Source organism: Variovorax sp. 05L425 (genome assembly GCF_056397705.1).
In genome coordinates this window covers 81,849-99,941 of the sequence record NZ_JBFTNY010000018.1, presented here as the reverse complement: position 1 = coordinate 99,941, position 18,093 = coordinate 81,849, and the positions used below count along the sequence as shown (strand labels likewise).

The 18,093-nt window shown below is 63.0% G+C and carries 17 protein-coding genes and 1 riboswitch; of the genes, 5 read left to right on the top strand and 12 right to left on the bottom strand.

Annotation, left to right across the window (positions count from 1 at the left end; translation table 11 throughout):
• Nucleotides 1-73: 73 nt before the first annotated feature.
• Entirely contained in the window at nt 74-640 is a 567-nt protein-coding gene (locus AC1DN9_RS20670) for a TMEM165/GDT1 family protein (protein ID WP_478103338.1), read from the bottom strand.
• Nucleotides 641-653: 13 nt separating this feature from the next.
• Nucleotides 654-828: riboswitch (yybP-ykoY riboswitch) on the bottom strand.
• 248 nt (nt 829-1,076) lie between these two features.
• Between AC1DN9_RS20670 and AC1DN9_RS20665 the strand changes: the two genes are divergently transcribed.
• On the top strand, nt 1,077-1,589 hold the full coding sequence (locus tag AC1DN9_RS20665) for an RNA recognition motif domain-containing protein (RefSeq protein WP_478103336.1): 513 nt from the start codon (nt 1,077-1,079) through the stop codon (nt 1,587-1,589).
• A gap of 64 nt (nt 1,590-1,653) precedes the next feature.
• Here AC1DN9_RS20665 and AC1DN9_RS20660 read toward each other — a convergent pair whose 3' ends face one another.
• The 4 genes from AC1DN9_RS20660 to AC1DN9_RS20645 are packed head-to-tail and all read right to left on the bottom strand — an operon-like array spanning nt 1,654 to nt 4,630.
• Complete coding sequence (locus AC1DN9_RS20660) at nt 1,654-2,427, bottom strand: SDR family oxidoreductase (protein ID WP_478103335.1); 774 nt, start codon at nt 2,425-2,427, stop codon at nt 1,654-1,656.
• Between the two features lie 9 nt (nt 2,428-2,436).
• Nucleotides 2,437-3,084 (bottom strand): LPS export ABC transporter periplasmic protein LptC, encoded by a 648-nt coding sequence (gene lptC, locus AC1DN9_RS20655; protein ID WP_478103334.1) that lies wholly within the window; start codon nt 3,082-3,084, stop codon nt 2,437-2,439.
• Nucleotides 3,081-3,629 carry a KdsC family phosphatase gene (locus AC1DN9_RS20650; RefSeq protein ID WP_478103332.1) on the bottom strand — a complete coding sequence of 183 codons (549 nt, stop codon included), beginning with the start codon at nt 3,627-3,629 and terminating at the stop codon, nt 3,081-3,083. The genes lptC and AC1DN9_RS20650 overlap by 4 nt, the downstream gene beginning before the upstream one ends.
• Nucleotides 3,629-4,630, bottom strand: a complete 1,002-nt coding sequence (locus AC1DN9_RS20645; RefSeq protein WP_478103331.1) for a KpsF/GutQ family sugar-phosphate isomerase — start codon at nt 4,628-4,630, stop codon at nt 3,629-3,631. The genes AC1DN9_RS20650 and AC1DN9_RS20645 overlap by 1 nt, the downstream gene beginning before the upstream one ends.
• A 77-nt stretch (nt 4,631-4,707) precedes the next feature.
• Here AC1DN9_RS20645 and AC1DN9_RS20640 point away from each other — a divergent pair, with 77 nt between their 5' ends.
• Nucleotides 4,708-6,693: a monovalent cation:proton antiporter family protein gene (locus tag AC1DN9_RS20640; RefSeq protein ID WP_478103330.1), complete on the top strand. Its 1,986-nt coding sequence runs from the start codon at nt 4,708-4,710 to the stop codon at nt 6,691-6,693.
• Nucleotides 6,694-6,709: 16 nt separating this feature from the next.
• On the opposite strand, the gene AC1DN9_RS20635 is transcribed toward AC1DN9_RS20640, so the two are convergent.
• The 7 genes from AC1DN9_RS20635 to rpmH form a co-directional block, all read right to left on the bottom strand.
• On the bottom strand, nt 6,710-7,531 hold the full coding sequence (locus AC1DN9_RS20635; protein WP_478103328.1) for a hypothetical protein: 822 nt from the start codon (nt 7,529-7,531) through the stop codon (nt 6,710-6,712).
• Nucleotides 7,532-7,535: 4 nt separating this feature from the next.
• Nucleotides 7,536-8,003: a Crp/Fnr family transcriptional regulator gene (locus tag AC1DN9_RS20630; RefSeq protein WP_478103327.1), complete on the bottom strand. Its 468-nt coding sequence runs from the start codon at nt 8,001-8,003 to the stop codon at nt 7,536-7,538.
• 86 nt (nt 8,004-8,089) lie between these two features.
• Nucleotides 8,090-9,496, bottom strand: a complete 1,407-nt coding sequence (gene mnmE / locus AC1DN9_RS20625; protein ID WP_478103326.1) for a tRNA uridine-5-carboxymethylaminomethyl(34) synthesis GTPase MnmE — start codon at nt 9,494-9,496, stop codon at nt 8,090-8,092.
• A gap of 65 nt (nt 9,497-9,561) precedes the next feature.
• Nucleotides 9,562-11,322 carry a membrane protein insertase YidC gene (gene yidC, locus AC1DN9_RS20620; RefSeq protein WP_478103324.1) on the bottom strand — a complete coding sequence of 587 codons (1,761 nt, stop codon included), beginning with the start codon at nt 11,320-11,322 and terminating at the stop codon, nt 9,562-9,564.
• On the bottom strand, nt 11,319-11,609 hold the full coding sequence (gene yidD, locus AC1DN9_RS20615; RefSeq protein WP_478103323.1) for a membrane protein insertion efficiency factor YidD: 291 nt from the start codon (nt 11,607-11,609) through the stop codon (nt 11,319-11,321). The genes yidC and yidD overlap by 4 nt, the downstream gene beginning before the upstream one ends.
• A complete protein-coding gene (locus AC1DN9_RS20610; protein WP_478103374.1) occupies nt 11,606-11,998 on the bottom strand; it encodes a ribonuclease P protein component in 393 nt (130 codons plus the stop codon). The genes yidD and AC1DN9_RS20610 overlap by 4 nt, the downstream gene beginning before the upstream one ends.
• A gap of 75 nt (nt 11,999-12,073) precedes the next feature.
• The gene (gene rpmH / locus AC1DN9_RS20605; protein ID WP_047486751.1) at nt 12,074-12,208 is read right to left on the bottom strand and encodes a 50S ribosomal protein L34; all 135 of its coding nucleotides are present in this window, start codon (nt 12,206-12,208) and stop codon (nt 12,074-12,076) included.
• 320 nt (nt 12,209-12,528) lie between these two features.
• Here rpmH and dnaA point away from each other — a divergent pair, with 320 nt between their 5' ends.
• From dnaA to gyrB, 3 genes are all read left to right on the top strand, one after another.
• Nucleotides 12,529-13,908 carry a chromosomal replication initiator protein DnaA gene (gene dnaA, locus AC1DN9_RS20600; protein WP_478103321.1) on the top strand — a complete coding sequence of 460 codons (1,380 nt, stop codon included), beginning with the start codon at nt 12,529-12,531 and terminating at the stop codon, nt 13,906-13,908.
• A gap of 269 nt (nt 13,909-14,177) precedes the next feature.
• Complete coding sequence (dnaN, locus tag AC1DN9_RS20595; RefSeq protein ID WP_478103320.1) at nt 14,178-15,284, top strand: DNA polymerase III subunit beta; 1,107 nt, start codon at nt 14,178-14,180, stop codon at nt 15,282-15,284.
• Between the two features lie 138 nt (nt 15,285-15,422).
• Complete coding sequence (gyrB, locus tag AC1DN9_RS20590) at nt 15,423-18,047, top strand: DNA topoisomerase (ATP-hydrolyzing) subunit B (protein ID WP_478103319.1); 2,625 nt, start codon at nt 15,423-15,425, stop codon at nt 18,045-18,047.
• The last annotated feature ends 46 nt before the right edge of the window (nt 18,048-18,093 follow it).

The window sequence follows — 18,093 nt, the reverse complement described above, 5'->3', positions numbered from 1 at the left end:
TTAGCTGCATTTATTAAGCGCCCGCAAGCTGGAGCAAATCGGCGCGTCTTGAAAGTATATGCCGATCCGTCGTTCAACCCCAGTCGATGAGCGCGATCACACCCAGGACGAGGAAGATGACGGCGGAGATGCCATGCACGAGCTTGATCGGCACGCGCTTGACGATGCGTTCACCCAACCATACGACCGGCGCGTTCGCAAGCATCATGCCGAGCGTTGTTCCGAGAACGACCCACACGTAGGCATCCACATAGCGCGCAGCAAGCATCACCGTCGCGATTTGCGTCTTGTCGCCCATCTCCGCAAGGAAGAAGGCGATCACCGTGGTTCCGAAAACGCCGAAGCGTGAAGACTTGGGGACTTCGTCCTCATCGAGCTTGTCGGGAATGAGCATCCACAACGCCATCGCGATGAATGAACCACCGAGTATCCAGCGCAGGACGACCGGCCCCAGGAAATGCGTCACCCAGTTCCCTACGGCGCCGGCCAGTGCATGGTTCAGGATGGTGGCGGTGAGGATGCCGAGGACGATCGGCCAAGGCCTGCGGAATCTCGCGGCGAGCACGAGCGAAAGGAGTTGGGTCTTGTCGCCCATTTCGGCGAGAGCGACCACGCCGGTTGCAACGAAAAAAGCTTCCATGAATAGGGATTCCAACGGCCGAAAGACGCAATTGACCGCACGACAACTCGGCCGAATCCCGAAGTCGCACGGTCAAAGGTCTCGCCAGGCTGCACGCTGCTTACGCCATATCCCACAAGGTGTAGGACAAGTCTGTTGACGCAAACCCTTCTCGCAATGGAAGGCGGCTACTCCCCAATGACCGCGCGATTGTAGCGTGGCGTGGCAGCGTGTTGTAAGCGTGCGCCAACTTGCAGTTTATTTTTGACGGCGGTATCAGTCCGGGCAAATTCCTACTTGCGCAACCTGTATTTCCCACATAATGCGCGAGCCTCCCTCCGGATTTGAAGGAGGCGATTGGGTGATCGGTCAGTTTCGCGCAACTTGGCGAAGTTTTTCGCCGAGCGGTGCTCTCGGGACTCCATCGCTTTTTTTATGTGTTTATAGGAGTCCCTTGATGGGCAACAAACTGTACGTCGGTAATCTGCCTTACTCGGTGCGTGACGGCGATCTCGAGCAGGCTTTTGGCCAATTCGGTGCCGTCACCAGCGCCAAAGTCATGATGGAGCGTGATACCGGCCGCTCCAAGGGCTTCGGCTTCGTGGAAATGGGCAGCGACGCCGAGGCACAAGCTGCGATCAACGGCATGAACGGTCAGCCCCTGGGCGGTCGCAGCGTCGTGGTGAACGAAGCTCGCCCGATGGAAGCTCGTCCCCCCCGTAGCGGTGGCGGCGGCTACGGCGGCGGTGGTGGTGGTTACGGCGGCGGTGGCGGCGGATACGGTGGCGGCGGTGGCCGCAGCGGTGGCGGTGGTTACGGCGGCGGCGGTGGCGGCTACGGGGGTGGCGGCCGCAGCGGTGGCGGTGGTGGCGACGGCGGCTTCCGCAGTCCCTATGGCGCTGGCCCGCGTGGCGGCGGCGGTGGTCGCGGTGGCTACGGCGGCGGCAATGGCGGCAACAGCGGCTACTGATCGACTCTGACCGACGTCAAACAGCAAGAAGGCTCCCTAGGGAGCCTTTTTTGATGGCTAACGGCTATTCGCCAGCGCGCTTCTTGCGCCCGCGGCCTTGCAGCGCGCGATCGAACACGGCATTCGGAAGCAGGCGCAGGATCTTCGCGACCACGCCCATCTGCCAGGGAATCACACGGTAGCTGGTACCGGACTCGATGGCACGGAACGCCTTGTCTGCGAAATCGGCCGGTTGCATCAGGAAGGGCATGCCATAGCGATTGCCTTGGGTCAGAGGCGTATCGACATAGCCCGGCGAGACCGTCACCACCTTGACACCGCTGGCGCGCATTTCGCCGCGAAGGCTTTCGCAATACGCCACGACGCCGGCCTTGCTCGCGCAGTAGGCGCCGTGCCCCGGCAGACCACGTATCGCGGCAACGCTGCCGATCCCCACCAGACGGCCGCTGCGCCGTGCCTGCATGGCCCGGATGAAGGGGTGGAAGGTCGCCGCGAGGCCAATGTTGTTGATCGCCAATGTCCGGGCGAGCACATCGAGGTCGCCGTGCTCCGCGGTGTCCATGCCCACGCTGATGCCGGCATTGGCGATCACCACGTCGGGGACGCCCTGGCGTTCCAGGCATGCGTTTCCGGCCGCGACGATGCTGTCGACCTCGGCCACGTCGGCGTTGTAGATCTGGCAGCGACGAGGATCGATCTGCCGCTCCACGGCCCATGCCTCGATCTCAGCAGTACGCCGGGCGACCAGTGCGAGGTCGTAGCCCGCTTCGTAGAAGCGCGCCGCCAGCGCCTGCCCAATGCCGCTGGACGCGCCGGTGATGAAAGCGAGAGCCGTCATGTTTTGGCGTCAGTGCTTCGGCGCCGGCGTCGGCACGGCCGAAGACGGCACCAGGAGTCCGTGCACACGGCCTCGCAGATTGGCGACGCCCGTCACGTTGTCGTAGTCCATCGAGTCGGCCGTGAACTTGTCCACTCCACGCGTCAGGATGACCGGCTTGTCGGATTTGACGCGCTCCGTGTCGGTAAAGGCGTGCAGGAAGTCGCCACGGAACTCCAGCCGGGGCAGCAGGGTGCCGCTGGTCGAGGTGGCTGCATCTCGAATCACGATCGCATTGCCGAACAGCTGTATCTCGGTGCCGTCCCCATTGGACAGCCCGCGATTCGCCGACCCGTGCATGATCAACCCCTGGTCCGAGATGGAGCGAAACCGCACGTCGTCGATCTCGAGCGTGTCCGTGTCCGGGTAATGACGCCCCTCTTTGCCGAAGATCTCGGTGCGCAGGTCGCCGTTCGGCTGGAAGCTCTTGACCACGAAGCCACGCATGAAGAAATCGGGTTCGTGCACCGGCGTCTCCTTGGGTGCGGGCTCCAGCAGTTTCGGCGCGTTGCGAACCAGCCAGTAAGTGCCCATCGCCAAGGTGGCGGTCAGGATGAGCGGCAGGTAAATCGTGACGCGATCGAGTCCGTCGCGCAGCAAGCTCCAAGCCGACTTCATGCGGGCAGGCCCCGCGCACCATCCAGAAGCCGGCGGTAGTGCCCGCCGGCGGTCAAGAGCACGTCGCAGAACTCCCGCGCCGCGCCTTCGCCGCCGCGTGCACTTGTGACGTGATGGGCAATGGCGCGCACCTCCGCATGGGCGTTGGCCGGTGCTGCCGCAAACGCGACGCGCGCCAGCACGGGCAGGTCGGGCCAGTCGTCGCCGATTGCGGCGGCATGTTTCCAATCGGTGCCCAGCAGTGCGAGCATCGCCTCGGCAGCCGGGAGCTTGTCCTCGGTGCCGTAGCGGACATGCCGGATGCCCAGCGCTTCGAGCCGCACGCGCAGCGGTTTCGAGTCGCGCCCGGTGATGACCGCCGGCGTGATGCCCGCCGCGCGCAGCAGCTTGAGACCGTAGCCGTCGAGGATGCTGAAGCGCTTGAGCGTTTCGCCATGTTCGCTGAAGTAGACGCCGCCGTCGGTCAGCACACCATCAACATCGAAGAATGCGACGCGAATGTCCTGTGCGGAAAGCAGGGTCTCTGCCCTGAATTCGACTGCCATCAAATGACTTTCGCGCGCATCAGATCGTTGATGCTGAGCGCCCCGATCAGGACGCCGGATGCGTCGACCACCAGCACACTGGTGATGCGATGCTGCTCCATGAGCTCCGCAGCTTCGGCGGCCAGCGCATCGGCGCGCAGCGTGCGTGGGCCGACATGCATGACGTCGCCGGCAGTAAGGGCGCGCAGGTCCGCGCCGGTCTCGACCTGGCGGCGCAGGTCACCGTCGGTAAAGATGCCGATCGCGCGGCCGGCGGGGTCGACCACTGCGGTCGCCCCGAGCCCCTTGGCGCTCATCTCGCGCATCAGGTCGCTCAGGCTGGCGCCGGGCGCCACGCGCGGTACGTCGTCGCCGGACCGCATGACATCGCCGACGTGCGTCAACAGCTTCCGGCCCAGGGCGCCGCCCGGGTGCGAACGGGCAAAGTCCTCGGTGCCGAAGCCGCGCGCGTCGAGCAGGGCGACGGCGAGCGCGTCGCCCAACGCCATTTGCGCGGTCGTACTGGCCGTGGGAGCGAGGTTGAGAGGGCAAGCCTCCTTTTCGACGCTGCTGTCGAGCACGATGTCCGCGTGGCGCGCGAGCGTGGAATCGACGCGGCCGGTCATCGCGATCAGCGGCACACCTTGCCGCTTGACGACCGGGAGGATGACGGTGAGCTCTTCGACCTCTCCACTGTTGGAGATGGCGAGAACCAGATCGACGGCCTTGATCATGCCGAGGTCGCCGTGGCTGGCCTCGGCAGGATGCACGAACATGGCCGGCGTGCCGGTCGAAGCAAGGGTGGCGGCGATCTTCCGGCCAACGTGGCCGCTCTTGCCCATGCCCATGACGACGACGCGCCCGCGCACCTCGAGGATTTTTTGAACCGCGTCGACAAAGCTCGGTCCGACGCGCTCCTTGAGGCCGAGCACGGCCGCCGCCTCGATGTCGAACGTGGTGCGCGCCCGCGCGAGCGTGGCTTCGGGGGCGGCCGTCAAGGGCGAGTCGGGGCGAAAGCTCATCGCGGGATTTTATCGGGCAGGGCCAGCGCCCGATATGCCGATCGCTGGAGCCCTTCGACATTCAGTAGCATCAGGCCATGTCCTCGTTCGACCTGACGCTGATGTACTTGCTGGCCGCGGTCATCGGCGTGGTCGCGTGCCGCTCTCTCAAGCTGCCGCCCATGCTCGGCTACCTGACGGCGGGGGTGCTGATCGGACCGCACGCCTTCGCGCTGGCCCAGAACTCCGACGGCATCCAGCACCTTGGCGAGTTCGGCGTCGTGTTCCTGATGTTCGTGATCGGTCTGGAATTCAGCCTGCCCAAGCTCCGCGCGATGCATAGGCACGTGTTCGGGCTCGGCCTTCTTCAAGTGATGTTGACCATCGCCATCGCGACCGCCGGCGCCCTGGTGATCGGCGCGGCCCTGCCGCCGGAATGGCGCCTGGGTTGGCAGACGGCCCTCGTGCTGTCCGGTGCACTCGCCATGAGCAGCACTGCGATCGTCGTCAAGCTGATGGCCGAACGCCTCGAACTCGACAGCGAGCATGGCAAGCGCGTCATGGGGGTGCTGCTGTTCCAGGATCTCGCAGTGGTGCCGCTGCTGGTGCTGATCCCGGCCCTCGGCGCACCTCCGGAAACACTGCTCAAGGCGATCGGCTTCGCATTGGTCAAGGCGACCTTCCTGATCGCCGTTTTGCTTTACGGTGGGCCGCGCGTCATGCGCTGGTGGCTGACGCTGGTCGCGCGTCGACGCAGCGAAGAGTTGTTCATGCTCAACCTGCTGCTGGTCACACTCGGGCTGGCGTGGCTCACGCAACTGGCGGGCCTGAGCCTGGCCCTGGGGGCCTTCGTGGCCGGCATGCTGGTTTCGGAAACCGAGTTCAAGCACCAGGTCGAAACAGACATCCGGCCATTCCACGACGTGCTGCTCGGCCTGTTCTTCATCACGGTCGGCATGTCGCTCGATTGGCATGTCGTCGTGCAGCGTCTGGCGCTCGTGGCAGCGCTGCTGCTGATACCGCTGGCCTTCAAGCTGGCGCTGGTCACGGCGCTGGCGCGCATGCTGGGTGCGACGACCGGTGTCTCGCTGCGGACCGGGTTGTATCTGGCCCAGGCAGGCGAGTTCGGATTCGTGCTTCTGGCGTTGGCAAACGGCCGTGGCCTCTTGCCGGAATGGCTCATCAATCCGGTGCTGGCGTCGATGGTGCTGTCAATGCTCTCGACACCTTTCATCATCATGTACAGCAACCGCATCGTGCGAAAGCTGGTCGCGAGCGACTGGCTGCAGCAGTCGTTGCAGATGACGAGCATCGCCCGCAAGACGATCAATACGGCGCAGCACGTGATCATCTGCGGCTACGGGCGCTGCGGCCAGAACCTCGCGCGAATGCTGGAGCGGGAAGGCATCCCGTACCTGGCGCTTGACCTCGATCCAGATCGCGTGCGCCAGGCTGCAGCAGCCGGCGACTCGGTCGTCTTTGGCGATGCGGCCCGGCTGCAGGCGCTGATGGCGTCCGGCCTGGCGCGTGCGAGCGCCGTGGTCGTCACCTATCAGGACGTGCCAGGTGCGCTCAAGGTGCTGGCGAACACTCGCTCCCACGCACCGCAGGTGCCGGTGATCGTGCGGACGCGGGACGATCGCGACCTCGAAAAACTTCAGGCCGCCGGCGCAACCGAAGTGGTGCCTGAGGCGATCGAAGGGTCCCTCATGCTTGCCAGCCATGCCCTTGCCTTGGTGGGCGTGCCGATGCGCCGAGTGATCCGCGTGGTCCAGGACCAGCGAGATGCGCGCTACAACCTGCTGCGCGGGTACTTCCACGGGGCCGACGACGACAAGGCAGACGAAGTCGACCACGAGCGACTCAACACCTTCACGCTCTCGGAGGGCGCGCGGGCAATCGGGCAGCCGCTTGCGCGGCTTGCGCTCGAGGCATTGGGCGTGCGCATCGCCAGCCTGCGCCGCCGCGATGGGAAGACGGCCGAAGCGACGGCCGAAGCCGTGCTCGCGGACGGCGATACGCTGGTGTTGTCGGGCAAACCGGGCGCGCTGGCGATGGCGATCGACAAGCTGCAGAAGGGCTGATGCCGGCAGGCGCTGATCAGTTGAGCAGCGACGGATTCCGCTTCTCTTCGTCGATTTGCTGTTGGCGCCGCACGGGTTCGCACTGGGGATGCGCCTTGTAATCGGCCTTGGCGCACTGCGCCGCCATGCACCGCGCACGTGCGAAGAAATTCAGTCCGTCGCAAGCGGTCTGCGGATTCGCTGGGGCGACGGGCTCAGGTGCAGGCGGCGACGCGGGCGCAACGGGCTGCGTGACGACCGGCGGTGGCGGTGCAACGCGGACCGATGCGGCCTTGCGTGTCTTGGGTGGTGTGACGGCCGGCTTCGCTGGCGTGGCTTGCGGCGGCACGATCTCCAGCGCTGTCAACGGAGGTGGCAAGAGTTCTGCTGGAGCCGGCTCCGGCGCGGCAATGACTGGCGCAGGTGCCGGCAGAACCACTGCCGCTGGACTCGGGATGTTCGCCGGGCCATTGATGATTCGCGAGCTGTACGCGTACCAGCCACCGCCAACGATCATTGCCGTCAGCAAGGTCCACACCCCGATCCGGTTCGTTCCGGTCTTGGTCGCGCCGGCGACCTTGGTCGAAGGAGAGCTGTCCGAATTCGCCTCCCAGCCACCACCCCGTGGTGGCGCGGGTGGGAACGGTGTGCGCGATTCCGGCGACAGGGGCAAGTCGTCGACGTGATCCAGTTCGTGACGCATCGACATGCGCTGCGTGGCGGGCCAGTCCTCGTCAAGGTCCGACCGGCTTTCAGCCGGGTTGTCCGGTGGCGCGATCCTGATCCTGTGGCCGCAACCCTTGCAGAACTTGGCGCCGTCGCGATTGGCGGTGCGGCAGTCTGCGCATATCGCCGCCATGACTTCAGGTCACCGCGACCCGCTTCGGCTTGTTCACCATTCGCTTGGCAATCACCGCGCCCAACCCGAGCGTGAGCTCCAGCGCAAGATTGGGTTGCCGGTTCGACATCTCGGCAAATCGCAACGCCGTCAGGCGCCAGACCCGGGCCGCGCCGGTCGCAACCACGTTGGCCGAGCGCGGCAATCTCGAAAAGAACGCGCCTTCGCCCACCACCGATCCCGGATTCAGGATCGCCAGCTGCATCTGGCCCTTGTCGCCGATCAGGTGGACGCTGAGAGCGCCGCGTTCGATAAAAAAGAGGGTGCGATCGATGGCACCCTGGTCGATCAGCACCTGCCCCGCGGGCAGGTCGTGGGGCTGCAAATAGGAGCCCACCGTTTCCCATTGCTGCGCGGTGAACGCTGGCGCAAAGGCGTCATAACTGGTGTTCTGAGCGATCGCGCGGCAAAGATCTTGAATGCTGGATGACATCGTTGTAGGCCCCTGCTATGCGTCCCGGAGTATCTGCGAAAGCTTAAATGCATGGTGACACTTGTCACATATGCTTTCATTTTCGGTTACTTCCCGATGCAGAAGCGGGAAAAGATCACGCCAAGGAGGTCGTCCGCACCAAATTCGCCCGTGATTTCGTTCAACGCGTTCTGGGCGAGACGCAGTTCCTCGGCCAGCAGGTCCAGGGATTGCGCCCTCGCGGCCAGGTGCTCGGCAGCGGCGTCGATGTGCTCCTCGACGCGTGACAGCGCCTGTACGTGGCGCGCCCTTGCGAGGTAGACCCCTTCCGGAACCGACTGCCATCCCGCCACTTCGAGCAGGCGGGTGCGCAGCATTTCGATGCCGAAGCCGGTCCGGGCCGAAATGCTGATGCCGGAAGACGCCAGGGCGGACGGCACAGCGTCCAGCTTGCTCCATACGTCGATCACCGGGACGCTCGCCGGCAACTTCGTCGCCAAGATGCGCGAGATCTCGGCATCCGCTTCCACGTAATCCGGCGACGGCGTGCGTGTGAGGTCGTGCAGGAAGAGCACCGCATCAGCGTCTTCGATCTGCCCCCATGCACGCGCGATGCCGATTTGCTCCACTTCGTCGATGCTGTCGCGCAGTCCGGCCGTATCCACCACATGGAGCGGGACCCCGTGGATCTGGATCGTCTGCGAGACGACATCGCGCGTCGTGCCTGCGACCGAACTCACGATGGCCAGTTCGGCGCCTGCCAGGGCGTTGAGCAGCGAACTCTTGCCGGCATTGGGTTGGCCGGCGATGACGACCTTGATGCCTTCGCGCAGCAATGCACCTTGGCGGGCGCGCTGCTGCACCGCGCCCAACTGGGATTTCAGCGACGCCAGTTGCCCCACTGCGTCGGCCTCCTGGAGGAAATCGATTTCTTCGTCAGGAAAGTCGAGTGTCGCTTCGACGAGCATCCGCAGACGGACCAGTGCATCGAGCAGCGTGTGGATTTCCTTCGAAAACGCCCCGGACAGCGACCGGCCCGCACTGCGTGCTGCGGCTTCGGTGCTGGCGTCGATCAAGTCGGCGATGGCTTCCGCCTGGGCCAGGTCGATCTTGCCGTTCAGGAAGGCACGCTGGCTGAACTCGCCCGGTTCGGCCACGCGCAGGCCGGCGAGTCGAGGTTGCGCGGTTTCGAGGTCGAATTCGGCAGCAGCTTCCAGGCAGCGTGCGAGCAAGAGTTGCAGGACAACCGTTCCGCCGTGTGCCTGCAGTTCGAGCACGTCCTCGCCGGTGAAGGAGTTGGGTGCCGGGAAATGGATCGCAAGGCCATGATCGATGGGCTCACCTTCGGCATCGCGAAAGGGCAGGTAGGTCGCCTCGCGTGGCTTGAGATTGCGCCCGCAGATTGCGGCTATCAGCGACGCCATCTGCGGCCCGGACACCCTCACGATCCCGACTGCGCCACGACCGGAGGCGGTGGCGATGGCAATGATCGGATCGGTGGAGCGCGCAAGCATGACTGTGATTTTCAGCAAGAAGGGCCGCTTGCGCGGCCCTTGAAGGGTGAGAGTGGGGTCGATCCCTACTTCTTGGCGGGCTTGTTGCCGAGCACGCCGAGGCGCTTGTTGATGAACCACTGCTGCGCGATCGAAAGCACGTTGTTCGTGATCCAGTACAGCACCAGACCGGCCGGGAAGAAGATGAACATCACGCTGAACGCCAGCGGCATGATCCACATCAGCTTGGCTTGCATCGGATCCGGCGGTGTCGGATTCAGCCAAGTCTGGAACAGCGAAGTCGCGGTCATCACGACCGGCAGGATGAACCAGGGATCGGGTGCCGACAAGTCATGGATCCACAGAATCCACGGTGCGTGGCGCATTTCGACCGAGGACAGCAGCACCCAGTACAACGCGATGAACACCGGGATCTGGATCACGATCGGGAAGCAGCCGCCCATTGGGTTGACCTTCTCCTCGCGGTAGATGCGCATCATCTCCTGCTGCATCTCCTGCGGCTTGTCCTTCAACCGCTCGCGCATTTCCATGATCTTCGGATTGATGGCCTTCATCTTGGCCATGCTTGCGTAGGCCTTGGCATTGAGCCAGAAGAAGGCCGCCTTCAGTAGCACGACCAGTGCGACGATCGACCAGCCCCAGTTGCCGAGGATGCCGTGCAACTGGTTGAGGAGCCAGTAAAGCGGCTTGGAGATGATCGCGAAAATGCCGTAGTCCTTGACGAGTTCGAGGCCCGGCGCGAGTGCCTCAAGCTTCTTCTCTTCTTCGGGGCCGGCGAACAGATTGCTGTCGATGGTTTGCGCAGCACCCGGCGCAAGCTTGGGCAGCTCCAAAACCATTGCGACGGAGAACAGGTTGTTGCCGAGATCCGCCACGCGGAACTCGCGCTTGATCCCATCGCTGCCCGGGACGTTGAGCAGCCAGGCGGAGACGAAATAGTGCTGCACCATCGCCACCCAGCCGTTGGTGGCAGGACCGGGAAGCTCGACCTTGTTCTTGGTGATGTCCGTGAACGCGATCTTCTGGAACTTCTTCTGTTCGGTGAAGATGGCCGGGCCGGTGAAGGTGTTGGTGCCGAACATCGTGCCGGAAGCGACCGTGCCGTGGCGCACGAACTGCAGGTAGAGCTGCGCATCGCGCGGCTGATCGCTCACGTTGACGATCTGGTGCTTGACGTGGATCGAATAGTCGCCGCGTTGGAACACGTAGGTCTTGACGTACTTCAGGCCGCCTACCGGCTGTGACTCGAACGCCACTTCCAGGGTGTTTTGGCCATCGGCCAACTCGCGAGGACCACTGCGCGCAGTCATCAGAGTCAAGTGATTGGGGAATCGATCACCCGTGTCCACCGGGTTCAGCAGCCCGGTCTGGGCCACATAGCGCGTCGCCGGCGATCCGTTTTCCATCAATGTCACAGGCCTGGATTCGTTCTGCGCGACCGGCAAACCAACCAGACGACGCGCCCATTCCACCAGTCCGCCGTTGTTCGTCTGGTCGACGAACTTGAGCAACTGCAGTTCGGACAGAGTCCCGCCCTCGCCGTCAATCACCGCCTTGAAAAGGTCCGTCGAGACAGTCACCTTTTCGCCGATGGCGGCTGCGGCGCCTTGCGCCGGCACCGACGTGCTCGTGGCGGCGCCAGCCGCAGCCGGTACGCCGCTGGCCGATGATGCGGCCGGCGCAACCGGCGGATTGGCCGGCGCAGCTGTCTTGGTCGACGGAAGGAAGGTCGGCTTATGGCCGTTGTAGACCTGCCATTGGTCCCACAGCAGCACCAGCGAGAAACCAAAAATCACCCACAAGATGGTGCGGCGGATATCGTTCATGAAGAAGACTTCTTGTCGTCGGTAGTGAGAAAGGCGAACAGCGATCTCGATTGCGAGGTCGGGCCTTGGGCCTTGGGGGGAACCGGATCGTGGCCGCCCGGACACCAGGGTTGGCATCGGGCAATGCGGCGCAGCGTGAGATAGCTTCCGACTGCCGCGCCGTGCTGTTCAAGGGCAGCGATCGCATAGACAGAGCAGGTGGGCTCGAAGCGGCAAGCCTGGCCGAGCCAAGGGCTCAGGAGCAGGCGGTAGGCCTTCACGAGGCCGATCAACAGACGCTGCATCATTTGTCCGCCGTGGCGGCTCGTGCCAGCAATTGCTGAAGTTCGGCGCGAACGGCGGCCTTGAGCTTGTCGGATGTCGCGCTCACGAACGCCTTGCGATCGAATCCCGCGCGCAGACGCACGACGTGCGCCGCGCGCGGCAGCGAACCTTCAGACGTGGCGGCACTCACGGCGTAGATCTGGCGTTTGATTGCATTGCGGGTCACCGCACGACGTGCCCAGCGTTTGGGGACCATCGCGCCGACCCACACATCATGCTTATCGAAGAGTGATGTTGTGGCGCCCGAAGGCACGTCAAGCGTGCAACGGTGCAATGCAAAGTGGGCAGTGCGTGCCACGGTGGCACCTGCGAGTACAGCCTGAAATTGCGCGCGGGTCTTGAGCCGCTGCATGGAAGCCAACCGCAAGACGCCGTCAGAAGATCGTGGCGCGAACGGTACGACTGGCAACGGTGCCGATGCGTGCCGTCAGACGGCGAGGCGCTTGCGGCCCTTGGCGCGGCGTGCGTTGATGACGGCGCGGCCACCGCGGGTCTTCATGCGGACCAGGAAACCGTGGGTACGGGCGCGGCGGGTTTTGGATGCTTGATAGGTGCGTTTCATGATGGATTTCCTGATGTGACCGGATGACCCGGCATTCCCGGTATTTGCGCCCCTTGGCACAAGCTCCAGTCAGATCCGAAGACCCGACATGGACCCGAGATACCCCGAAACACACAAAAGGGTTTTCAGGGAAACCCGCGATTATCGCAAATATTCGGGTGCCCCACAATCCCTCTGGACCATCTGCATCCCTTCGAGCACCGCCGAAATGATGTGGATAAGTTTTTGACAAGTTAGAATCGGCGGCGCATCTCGGGTGCGACTATCCACAACACGAAAACGGAAGATGGCTGAGGGACAAACCACTTTTCAGGGCACCCATGTCGAGTGACGGCGTCGGTGACAGCCTTTGGCAAGCCTGCGTCGACCAGCTCGCGCAGGAGCTGTCAGAACAGCAATTCAACACCTGGATCAAGCCACTGACCGCAAGGGTGGCAGATGACTTCTCTCGCGTCACCGTCTTCGTCGCCAACCGGTTCAAGCTGGACTGGATCCGCGCGCAGTACGCCGGAAAAATCGCATCGATGGCCGAGAAGCTCTACGGTCAGCCCGTGGTTATTGAGTTAGCGCTTGCTCCTCGGGAAATCGTCAATCGGCCTACGACGTTAACCGTCGTGTCCGACGCCGACGTACCGCGCGACTTGCCGAGCCCGGGCGAAGACCTGACGCCAGCGGCGTTCAAGAACCGGCTAAATTCAGGCCTTACTTTCGAGACGCTCGTGGAGGGTACGGCCAATCGCATGGCACGCGCCGCGGCGATGCATGTCGCGACCACGCCGGGTCATCTTTACAACCCGCTTTTCATCTATGGCGGCGTCGGCCTCGGCAAGACGCACTTGATGCATGCGGTGGGCAATCGGCTGTTGACGGATCGGCCCGACGCCAAAGTTCTCTACATCCATGCCGAGCAGTTCGTCTCGGATGTGGTCAAAGCGTATCAGCGCAAGACTTTCGACGAGTTCAAGGAGCGCTACCACTCCCTCGATCTGCTTTTGATCGACGATGTCCAGTTCTTCGCAAACAAGGATCGAACGCAGGAAGAGTTCTTCAACGCGTTCGAGGCATTGCTCGCCAAGAAGTCGCACATCGTCATGACGAGCGATACCTATCCGAAAGGACTTGCGGACATTCATGAACGACTCGTGTCTCGTTTCGATTCGGGCCTGACCGTTGCCATCGAACCGCCCGAGCTCGAAATGCGCGTGGCGATTCTGATCAACAAGGCGCGCGCCGAGAGCACCGAGATGCCGGAGGAGGTTGCATTCTTTGTCGCGAAGAACGTGCGTTCCAACGTCCGCGAACTCGAGGGCGCCTTGCGCAAGATCCTCGCGTACTCGCGCTTCAATCAGAAGGAAATCTCCATCGCGTTGGCGCGCGAGGCCCTGCGCGACCTGCTGTCGATCCAGAACCGCCAGATCTCGGTCGAGAACATCCAGAAGACGGTGGCTGACTATTACAAGATCAAAGTCGCCGACATGTATTCGAAGAAGCGGCCGGCCTCGATCGCCCGGCCGCGGCAGATCGCGATGTACCTCGCCAAGGAACTGACGCAGAAGAGCCTTCCGGAAATCGGCGAGCTTTTCGGAGGCCGAGATCACACCACCGTTCTGCACGCGGTCCGCAAGATCTCCGGCGAGCGGCAACAACTCACCGAACTCAACCAGCAACTGCACGTGCTGGAGCAAACTCTCAAGGGATGATGGATGGATTCCTTGAGCAGAATCTTGAAGCCTGTCAAAGGACAACCCTGGGGAAAGTTCCGGCACAAATGACAGCTTGTCCACAGGGGCATCGCGCAACCCGAAGTTGTTCGCGCCGACGCGACACCACGAAAGCGCTGCTGCACACAGCGAACGGGCCGCGTCAAGTCCTTGTCACGAAAGCGGAAAATCGCCCTGTCCACAGCGCGGTGCATCCCTTATCTACTACTACTAATTTGAATTAAAGAAATAAAGGAAGAGGTAAGAACATGATCGTTTTGAAGACTACGCAAGACAAGGTCCTCGCGGCGCTGCAATCGGTGGCGGGCATCGTGGAACGGCGGCACACGTTGCCCATCCTGGCCAATGTGCTTATTCGCAAGACGGGCGGCCAGTTGCAACTGACCACCAGCGACCTCGAAATCCAGATCCGTACCCAGGCCGAACTCGGCGGCGACGAGGGCAACTTCACGACGACCATCGGCGCCCGCAAGCTGATCGACATCCTCCGCACCATGCCGGCCGACCAGACGGTCAGCCTCGAATCGAGTGCAAACAAGCTGGTGCTCAAGGGTGGCAAGAGCCGGTTCACGCTGCAATCGCTTCCGGCCGAAGATTTTCCGCTGGTTCAGGAATCGGCCAACTTCGGTCCTGTGTTCAGCGTTCCGCAGAAGACGTTGAAGGATCTGCTGAGCCAGGTGTCCTTCGCGATGGCTGTCCATGACATCCGCTACTACCTGAACGGCATCCTGTTCGTGGCCGAAGGCAAGCAACTCAGCCTGGTCGCGACCGATGGCCACCGTCTGGCGTTTGCTTCCGCGACACTGGATGTCGAAGTCCCGCGCCAGGAAGTGATCCTGCCACGCAAGACGGTACTCGAGATGCAGCGCCTGCTGTCCGATGCCGAGGGCGCGATCGAGATGCAGTTCGCGAACAACCAGGCCAAGTTCAACTTCGGTGGCATGGAGTTCGTCACCAAGCTGGTCGAGGGCAAGTTCCCCGACTACAACCGCGTGATCCCCAAGAACCACAAGAACACGGTGACGTTGGGGCGTGCGCCGCTGCTGGCCAGCCTCCAGCGCACTGCAATCCTGACGAGCGAGAAGTTCAAGGGCGTGCGGCTCAACATCGAGCCGGGCACCCTGCGCATCGCGTCCAACAACGCCGAGCAGGAAGAAGCGCAGGATGAGCTCGACATCGACTACGGTGGCGACAGCATCGAGATCGGCTTCAACGTGACCTACCTGATCGATGCGCTGGCCAACATGGGCCAGGACATGGTGAAGCTGGACCTCGCCGATTCCAACAGCTCGGTGTTGATGACCATCCCTGAAAACGCGTCGTTCAAGTACGTCGTGATGCCGATGAGGATTTGACACACCCCCAGGTTGGCTCACTGCGTGTAGCCGCCCACCCCCTTGCAGGGGGCAACACCAGCAGCCCGGCAAAGCCGGTTCCGCGGTGTTTCCCGAAATGAGACGGTAGCTCCGGGGCTGCCGATGAGAAAGAGTCTGATGAGTGAAGAAAACAAGCCGGAAGTGCCGCACACCGAGCCGGTTTACACCCCTGAGATCGACAACGCGATTCCGATCGAAGTGACGCCACCGTCGGCCGACACGTCCTACGGCGAAGGTTCCATTACGATCCTCGAAGGACTCGAGGCGGTGCGTAAGCGTCCCGGCATGTACATCGGGGACACATCCGATGGCACCGGTCTGCATCATCTGGTGTTCGAAGTGGTCGACAACTCGATCGACGAGGCGCTCGCGGGTTATTGCGACGACATCGTCGTGACGATCCACACCGACAATTCGATTTCGGTGACCGACAACGGCCGCGGTATTCCGACCGGCGTGAAGATGGACGACAAGCACGAGCCCAAGCGCTCGGCGGCGGAAATCGCGCTGACCGAACTGCACGCAGGCGGCAAGTTCAATCAGAACAGCTATAAGGTGTCGGGCGGCCTGCACGGGGTGGGCGTGAGTTGTGTCAACGCGCTCAGCAAGATGCTGCGCCTGACCGTCCGCCGCGAAGGCAAGGTCCACACGCTCGAATTCAGCCAGGGCTTCGTGCAAAATCGAATCGTCGAGACGGTGAACGGGGTCGAGGTCTCGCCGATGAAGGTGACGGGCGAGACCGAGAAGCGCGGCACCGAAGTGCACTTCCTGCCAGACACCGAAATCTTCAAGGAAAACTCGGATTTTCACTACGAGATCCTGAGCAAGCGACTGCGCGAACTGAGCTTCCTCAACAACGGCGTTCGCATCCGGCTCATCGACGAACGCACCGGCAAGCAAGACGACTTCTCGGGTGCCGGCGGCGTGAAGGGCTTCGTCGAGTTCATCAACAAGGGCAAGACGGTCCTCCACCCCAACGTGTTCTACGCGGCGGGCGAAAAGCCGGCCGATACCTATGGCGGCATCCCCGGCACGCACATCGGCGTCGAAGTCGCGATGCAGTGGAACAGCGGTTACAACGAGCAGGTGCTGTGCTTCACCAACAATATCCCGCAGCGTGACGGTGGCACTCACCTCACCGGCCTGCGCGCTGCGATGACGCGGGTGATCAACAAGTACATCGAAGAAAACGAGATGGCCAAGAAGGCCAAGGTCGAAGTGACCGGCGACGACATGCGCGAAGGCCTTTGCTGCGTGATGAGCGTGAAGGTGCCGGAGCCCAAGTTTTCCAGCCAGACAAAGGACAAGCTGGTGTCGAGCGAAGTGCGCGCGCCGGTCGAAGACATCGTCGGCCGTCTGCTGACCGACTACCTGCAAGAGCGGCCCAACGACGCGAAGATCATCTGCGGCAAGATCGTCGAGGCAGCGCGCGCGCGCGAAGCGGCACGCAAGGCGCGTGAAATGACGCGCCGCAAGGGTGTTCTCGATGGCATGGGCCTACCCGGCAAGCTGGCCGATTGCCAGGAGAAGGACCCGGCGCTGTGCGAGGTTTACTTGGTGGAGGGTGACTCCGCCGGTGGATCGGCCAAGCAAGGACGTGACCGTAAGTTTCAGGCCATCCTGCCGCTGCGCGGCAAGATCCTGAACGTTGAGAAGGCGCGCTACGAAAAGCTGCTCACCAGCAACGAAATCCTGACCATGATCACCGCGCTCGGCACCGGCATCGGCCGCGCGGGCGCGACGACTTCAGGCGGTGGTGCTGACGACTTCAACGTTGCCAAGCTGCGCTACCACCGCATCATCATCATGACCGATGCCGACGTGGACGGTGCGCACATCCGCACCTTGCTGCTGACCTTCTTCTATCGGCAGATGCCGGAACTGGTGGAACGCGGGCACATCTACATCGCGCAGCCGCCGCTCTACAAGGTCAAGGTCGGCAAAGAGGAGCAGTATCTGAAGGATGGTCCGGCCCTCGATGCGTTCCTGCTGAAGGTCGCGTTGAAGGATGCTAGCGTCACGACCGGCGGTGCCAATCCGACCACGCTCAGCGGTGATACGCTGGCCGAACTGGCGCGGAAGCACCAGTTGGCCGAAGCGGTGATCGCGCGCCTGGGTGTGTTCCTCGACGCGGAGGCGCTGCGCGCGATCGCCGATGGCGTTTCACTCGATCTCGACACCACGGCCAGCGCAGAAGCCTCGGCTGTCGCACTGCAGAACAAGCTGCGCGAATTGAACACCACCGGCGCGCCGGCGGACGTTTCGAGCGAGTTCGATGCGCGCACCGACAAGCCGTTGCTGCGCGTCAGCCGCCGCCATCACGGCAACATCAAGAGCAGCGTGCTTACTCAGGACTTCGTCCATGGCGCCGACTATGCCGCGCTGGCCGAGGCGGCCAAGACCTTCCGTGATCTCCTGGGCGAGGGCGCACTCGTCAAGCGTGGCGAAGGCGAGAGGGCCAAGGAAGAAAAGGTCGGCGATTTCCGCGAAGCGATGCGTTGGCTCATCGGCCAGGCAGAGAACGCGACCTCACGCCAGCGCTACAAGGGCCTGGGCGAAATGAATCCCGAGCAGTTGTGGGAAACGACGATGGACCCCAGCGTGCGGCGCCTTCTGCGCGTGCAGATCGACGATGCGATCGAGGCCGACCGCGTGTTCACGATGCTGATGGGTGACGAGGTCGAGCCGCGTCGCGAATTCATCGAGCAGAACGCGTTGCGAGCCGCGAATATCGACGTTTGATGGTTGTTGCGGGGCGCCGATGCTCCAAAAGCAAAAGCGACGGTGC

Excerpts from the sequence above, each read along its gene's own strand:
- yidD (WP_478103323.1), bottom strand. The coding sequence starts at position 11,609 with ATGATGCAGCGTCTGTTGATCGGCCTCGTGAAGGCCTACCGCCTGCTC.
- AC1DN9_RS20635 (WP_478103328.1), bottom strand. The coding sequence starts at position 7,531 with ATGGCGGCGATATGCGCAGACTGCCGCACCGCCAATCGCGACGGCGCC.
- mnmE (WP_478103326.1), bottom strand. The coding sequence starts at position 9,496 with ATGCTTGCGCGCTCCACCGATCCGATCATTGCCATCGCCACCGCCTCC.
- AC1DN9_RS20650 (WP_478103332.1), bottom strand. The coding sequence starts at position 3,629 with ATGGCAGTCGAATTCAGGGCAGAGACCCTGCTTTCCGCACAGGACATT.
- AC1DN9_RS20640 (WP_478103330.1), top strand. The coding sequence starts at position 4,708 with ATGTCCTCGTTCGACCTGACGCTGATGTACTTGCTGGCCGCGGTCATC.
- AC1DN9_RS20610 (WP_478103374.1), bottom strand. The coding sequence starts at position 11,998 with ATGCAGCGGCTCAAGACCCGCGCGCAATTTCAGGCTGTACTCGCAGGT.
- AC1DN9_RS20630 (WP_478103327.1), bottom strand. The coding sequence starts at position 8,003 with ATGTCATCCAGCATTCAAGATCTTTGCCGCGCGATCGCTCAGAACACC.
- rpmH (WP_047486751.1), bottom strand. The coding sequence starts at position 12,208 with ATGAAACGCACCTATCAAGCATCCAAAACCCGCCGCGCCCGTACCCAC.
- dnaN (WP_478103320.1), top strand. The coding sequence starts at position 14,178 with ATGATCGTTTTGAAGACTACGCAAGACAAGGTCCTCGCGGCGCTGCAA.
- lptC (WP_478103334.1), bottom strand. The coding sequence starts at position 3,084 with ATGAAGTCGGCTTGGAGCTTGCTGCGCGACGGACTCGATCGCGTCACG.
- yidC (WP_478103324.1), bottom strand. The coding sequence starts at position 11,322 with ATGAACGATATCCGCCGCACCATCTTGTGGGTGATTTTTGGTTTCTCG.
- dnaA (WP_478103321.1), top strand. The coding sequence starts at position 12,529 with ATGTCGAGTGACGGCGTCGGTGACAGCCTTTGGCAAGCCTGCGTCGAC.
- AC1DN9_RS20645 (WP_478103331.1), bottom strand. The coding sequence starts at position 4,630 with ATGAGCTTTCGCCCCGACTCGCCCTTGACGGCCGCCCCCGAAGCCACG.
- gyrB (WP_478103319.1), top strand. The coding sequence starts at position 15,423 with ATGAGTGAAGAAAACAAGCCGGAAGTGCCGCACACCGAGCCGGTTTAC.
- AC1DN9_RS20660 (WP_478103335.1), bottom strand. The coding sequence starts at position 2,427 with ATGACGGCTCTCGCTTTCATCACCGGCGCGTCCAGCGGCATTGGGCAG.
- AC1DN9_RS20665 (WP_478103336.1), top strand. The coding sequence starts at position 1,077 with ATGGGCAACAAACTGTACGTCGGTAATCTGCCTTACTCGGTGCGTGAC.
- AC1DN9_RS20670 (WP_478103338.1), bottom strand. The coding sequence starts at position 640 with ATGGAAGCTTTTTTCGTTGCAACCGGCGTGGTCGCTCTCGCCGAAATG.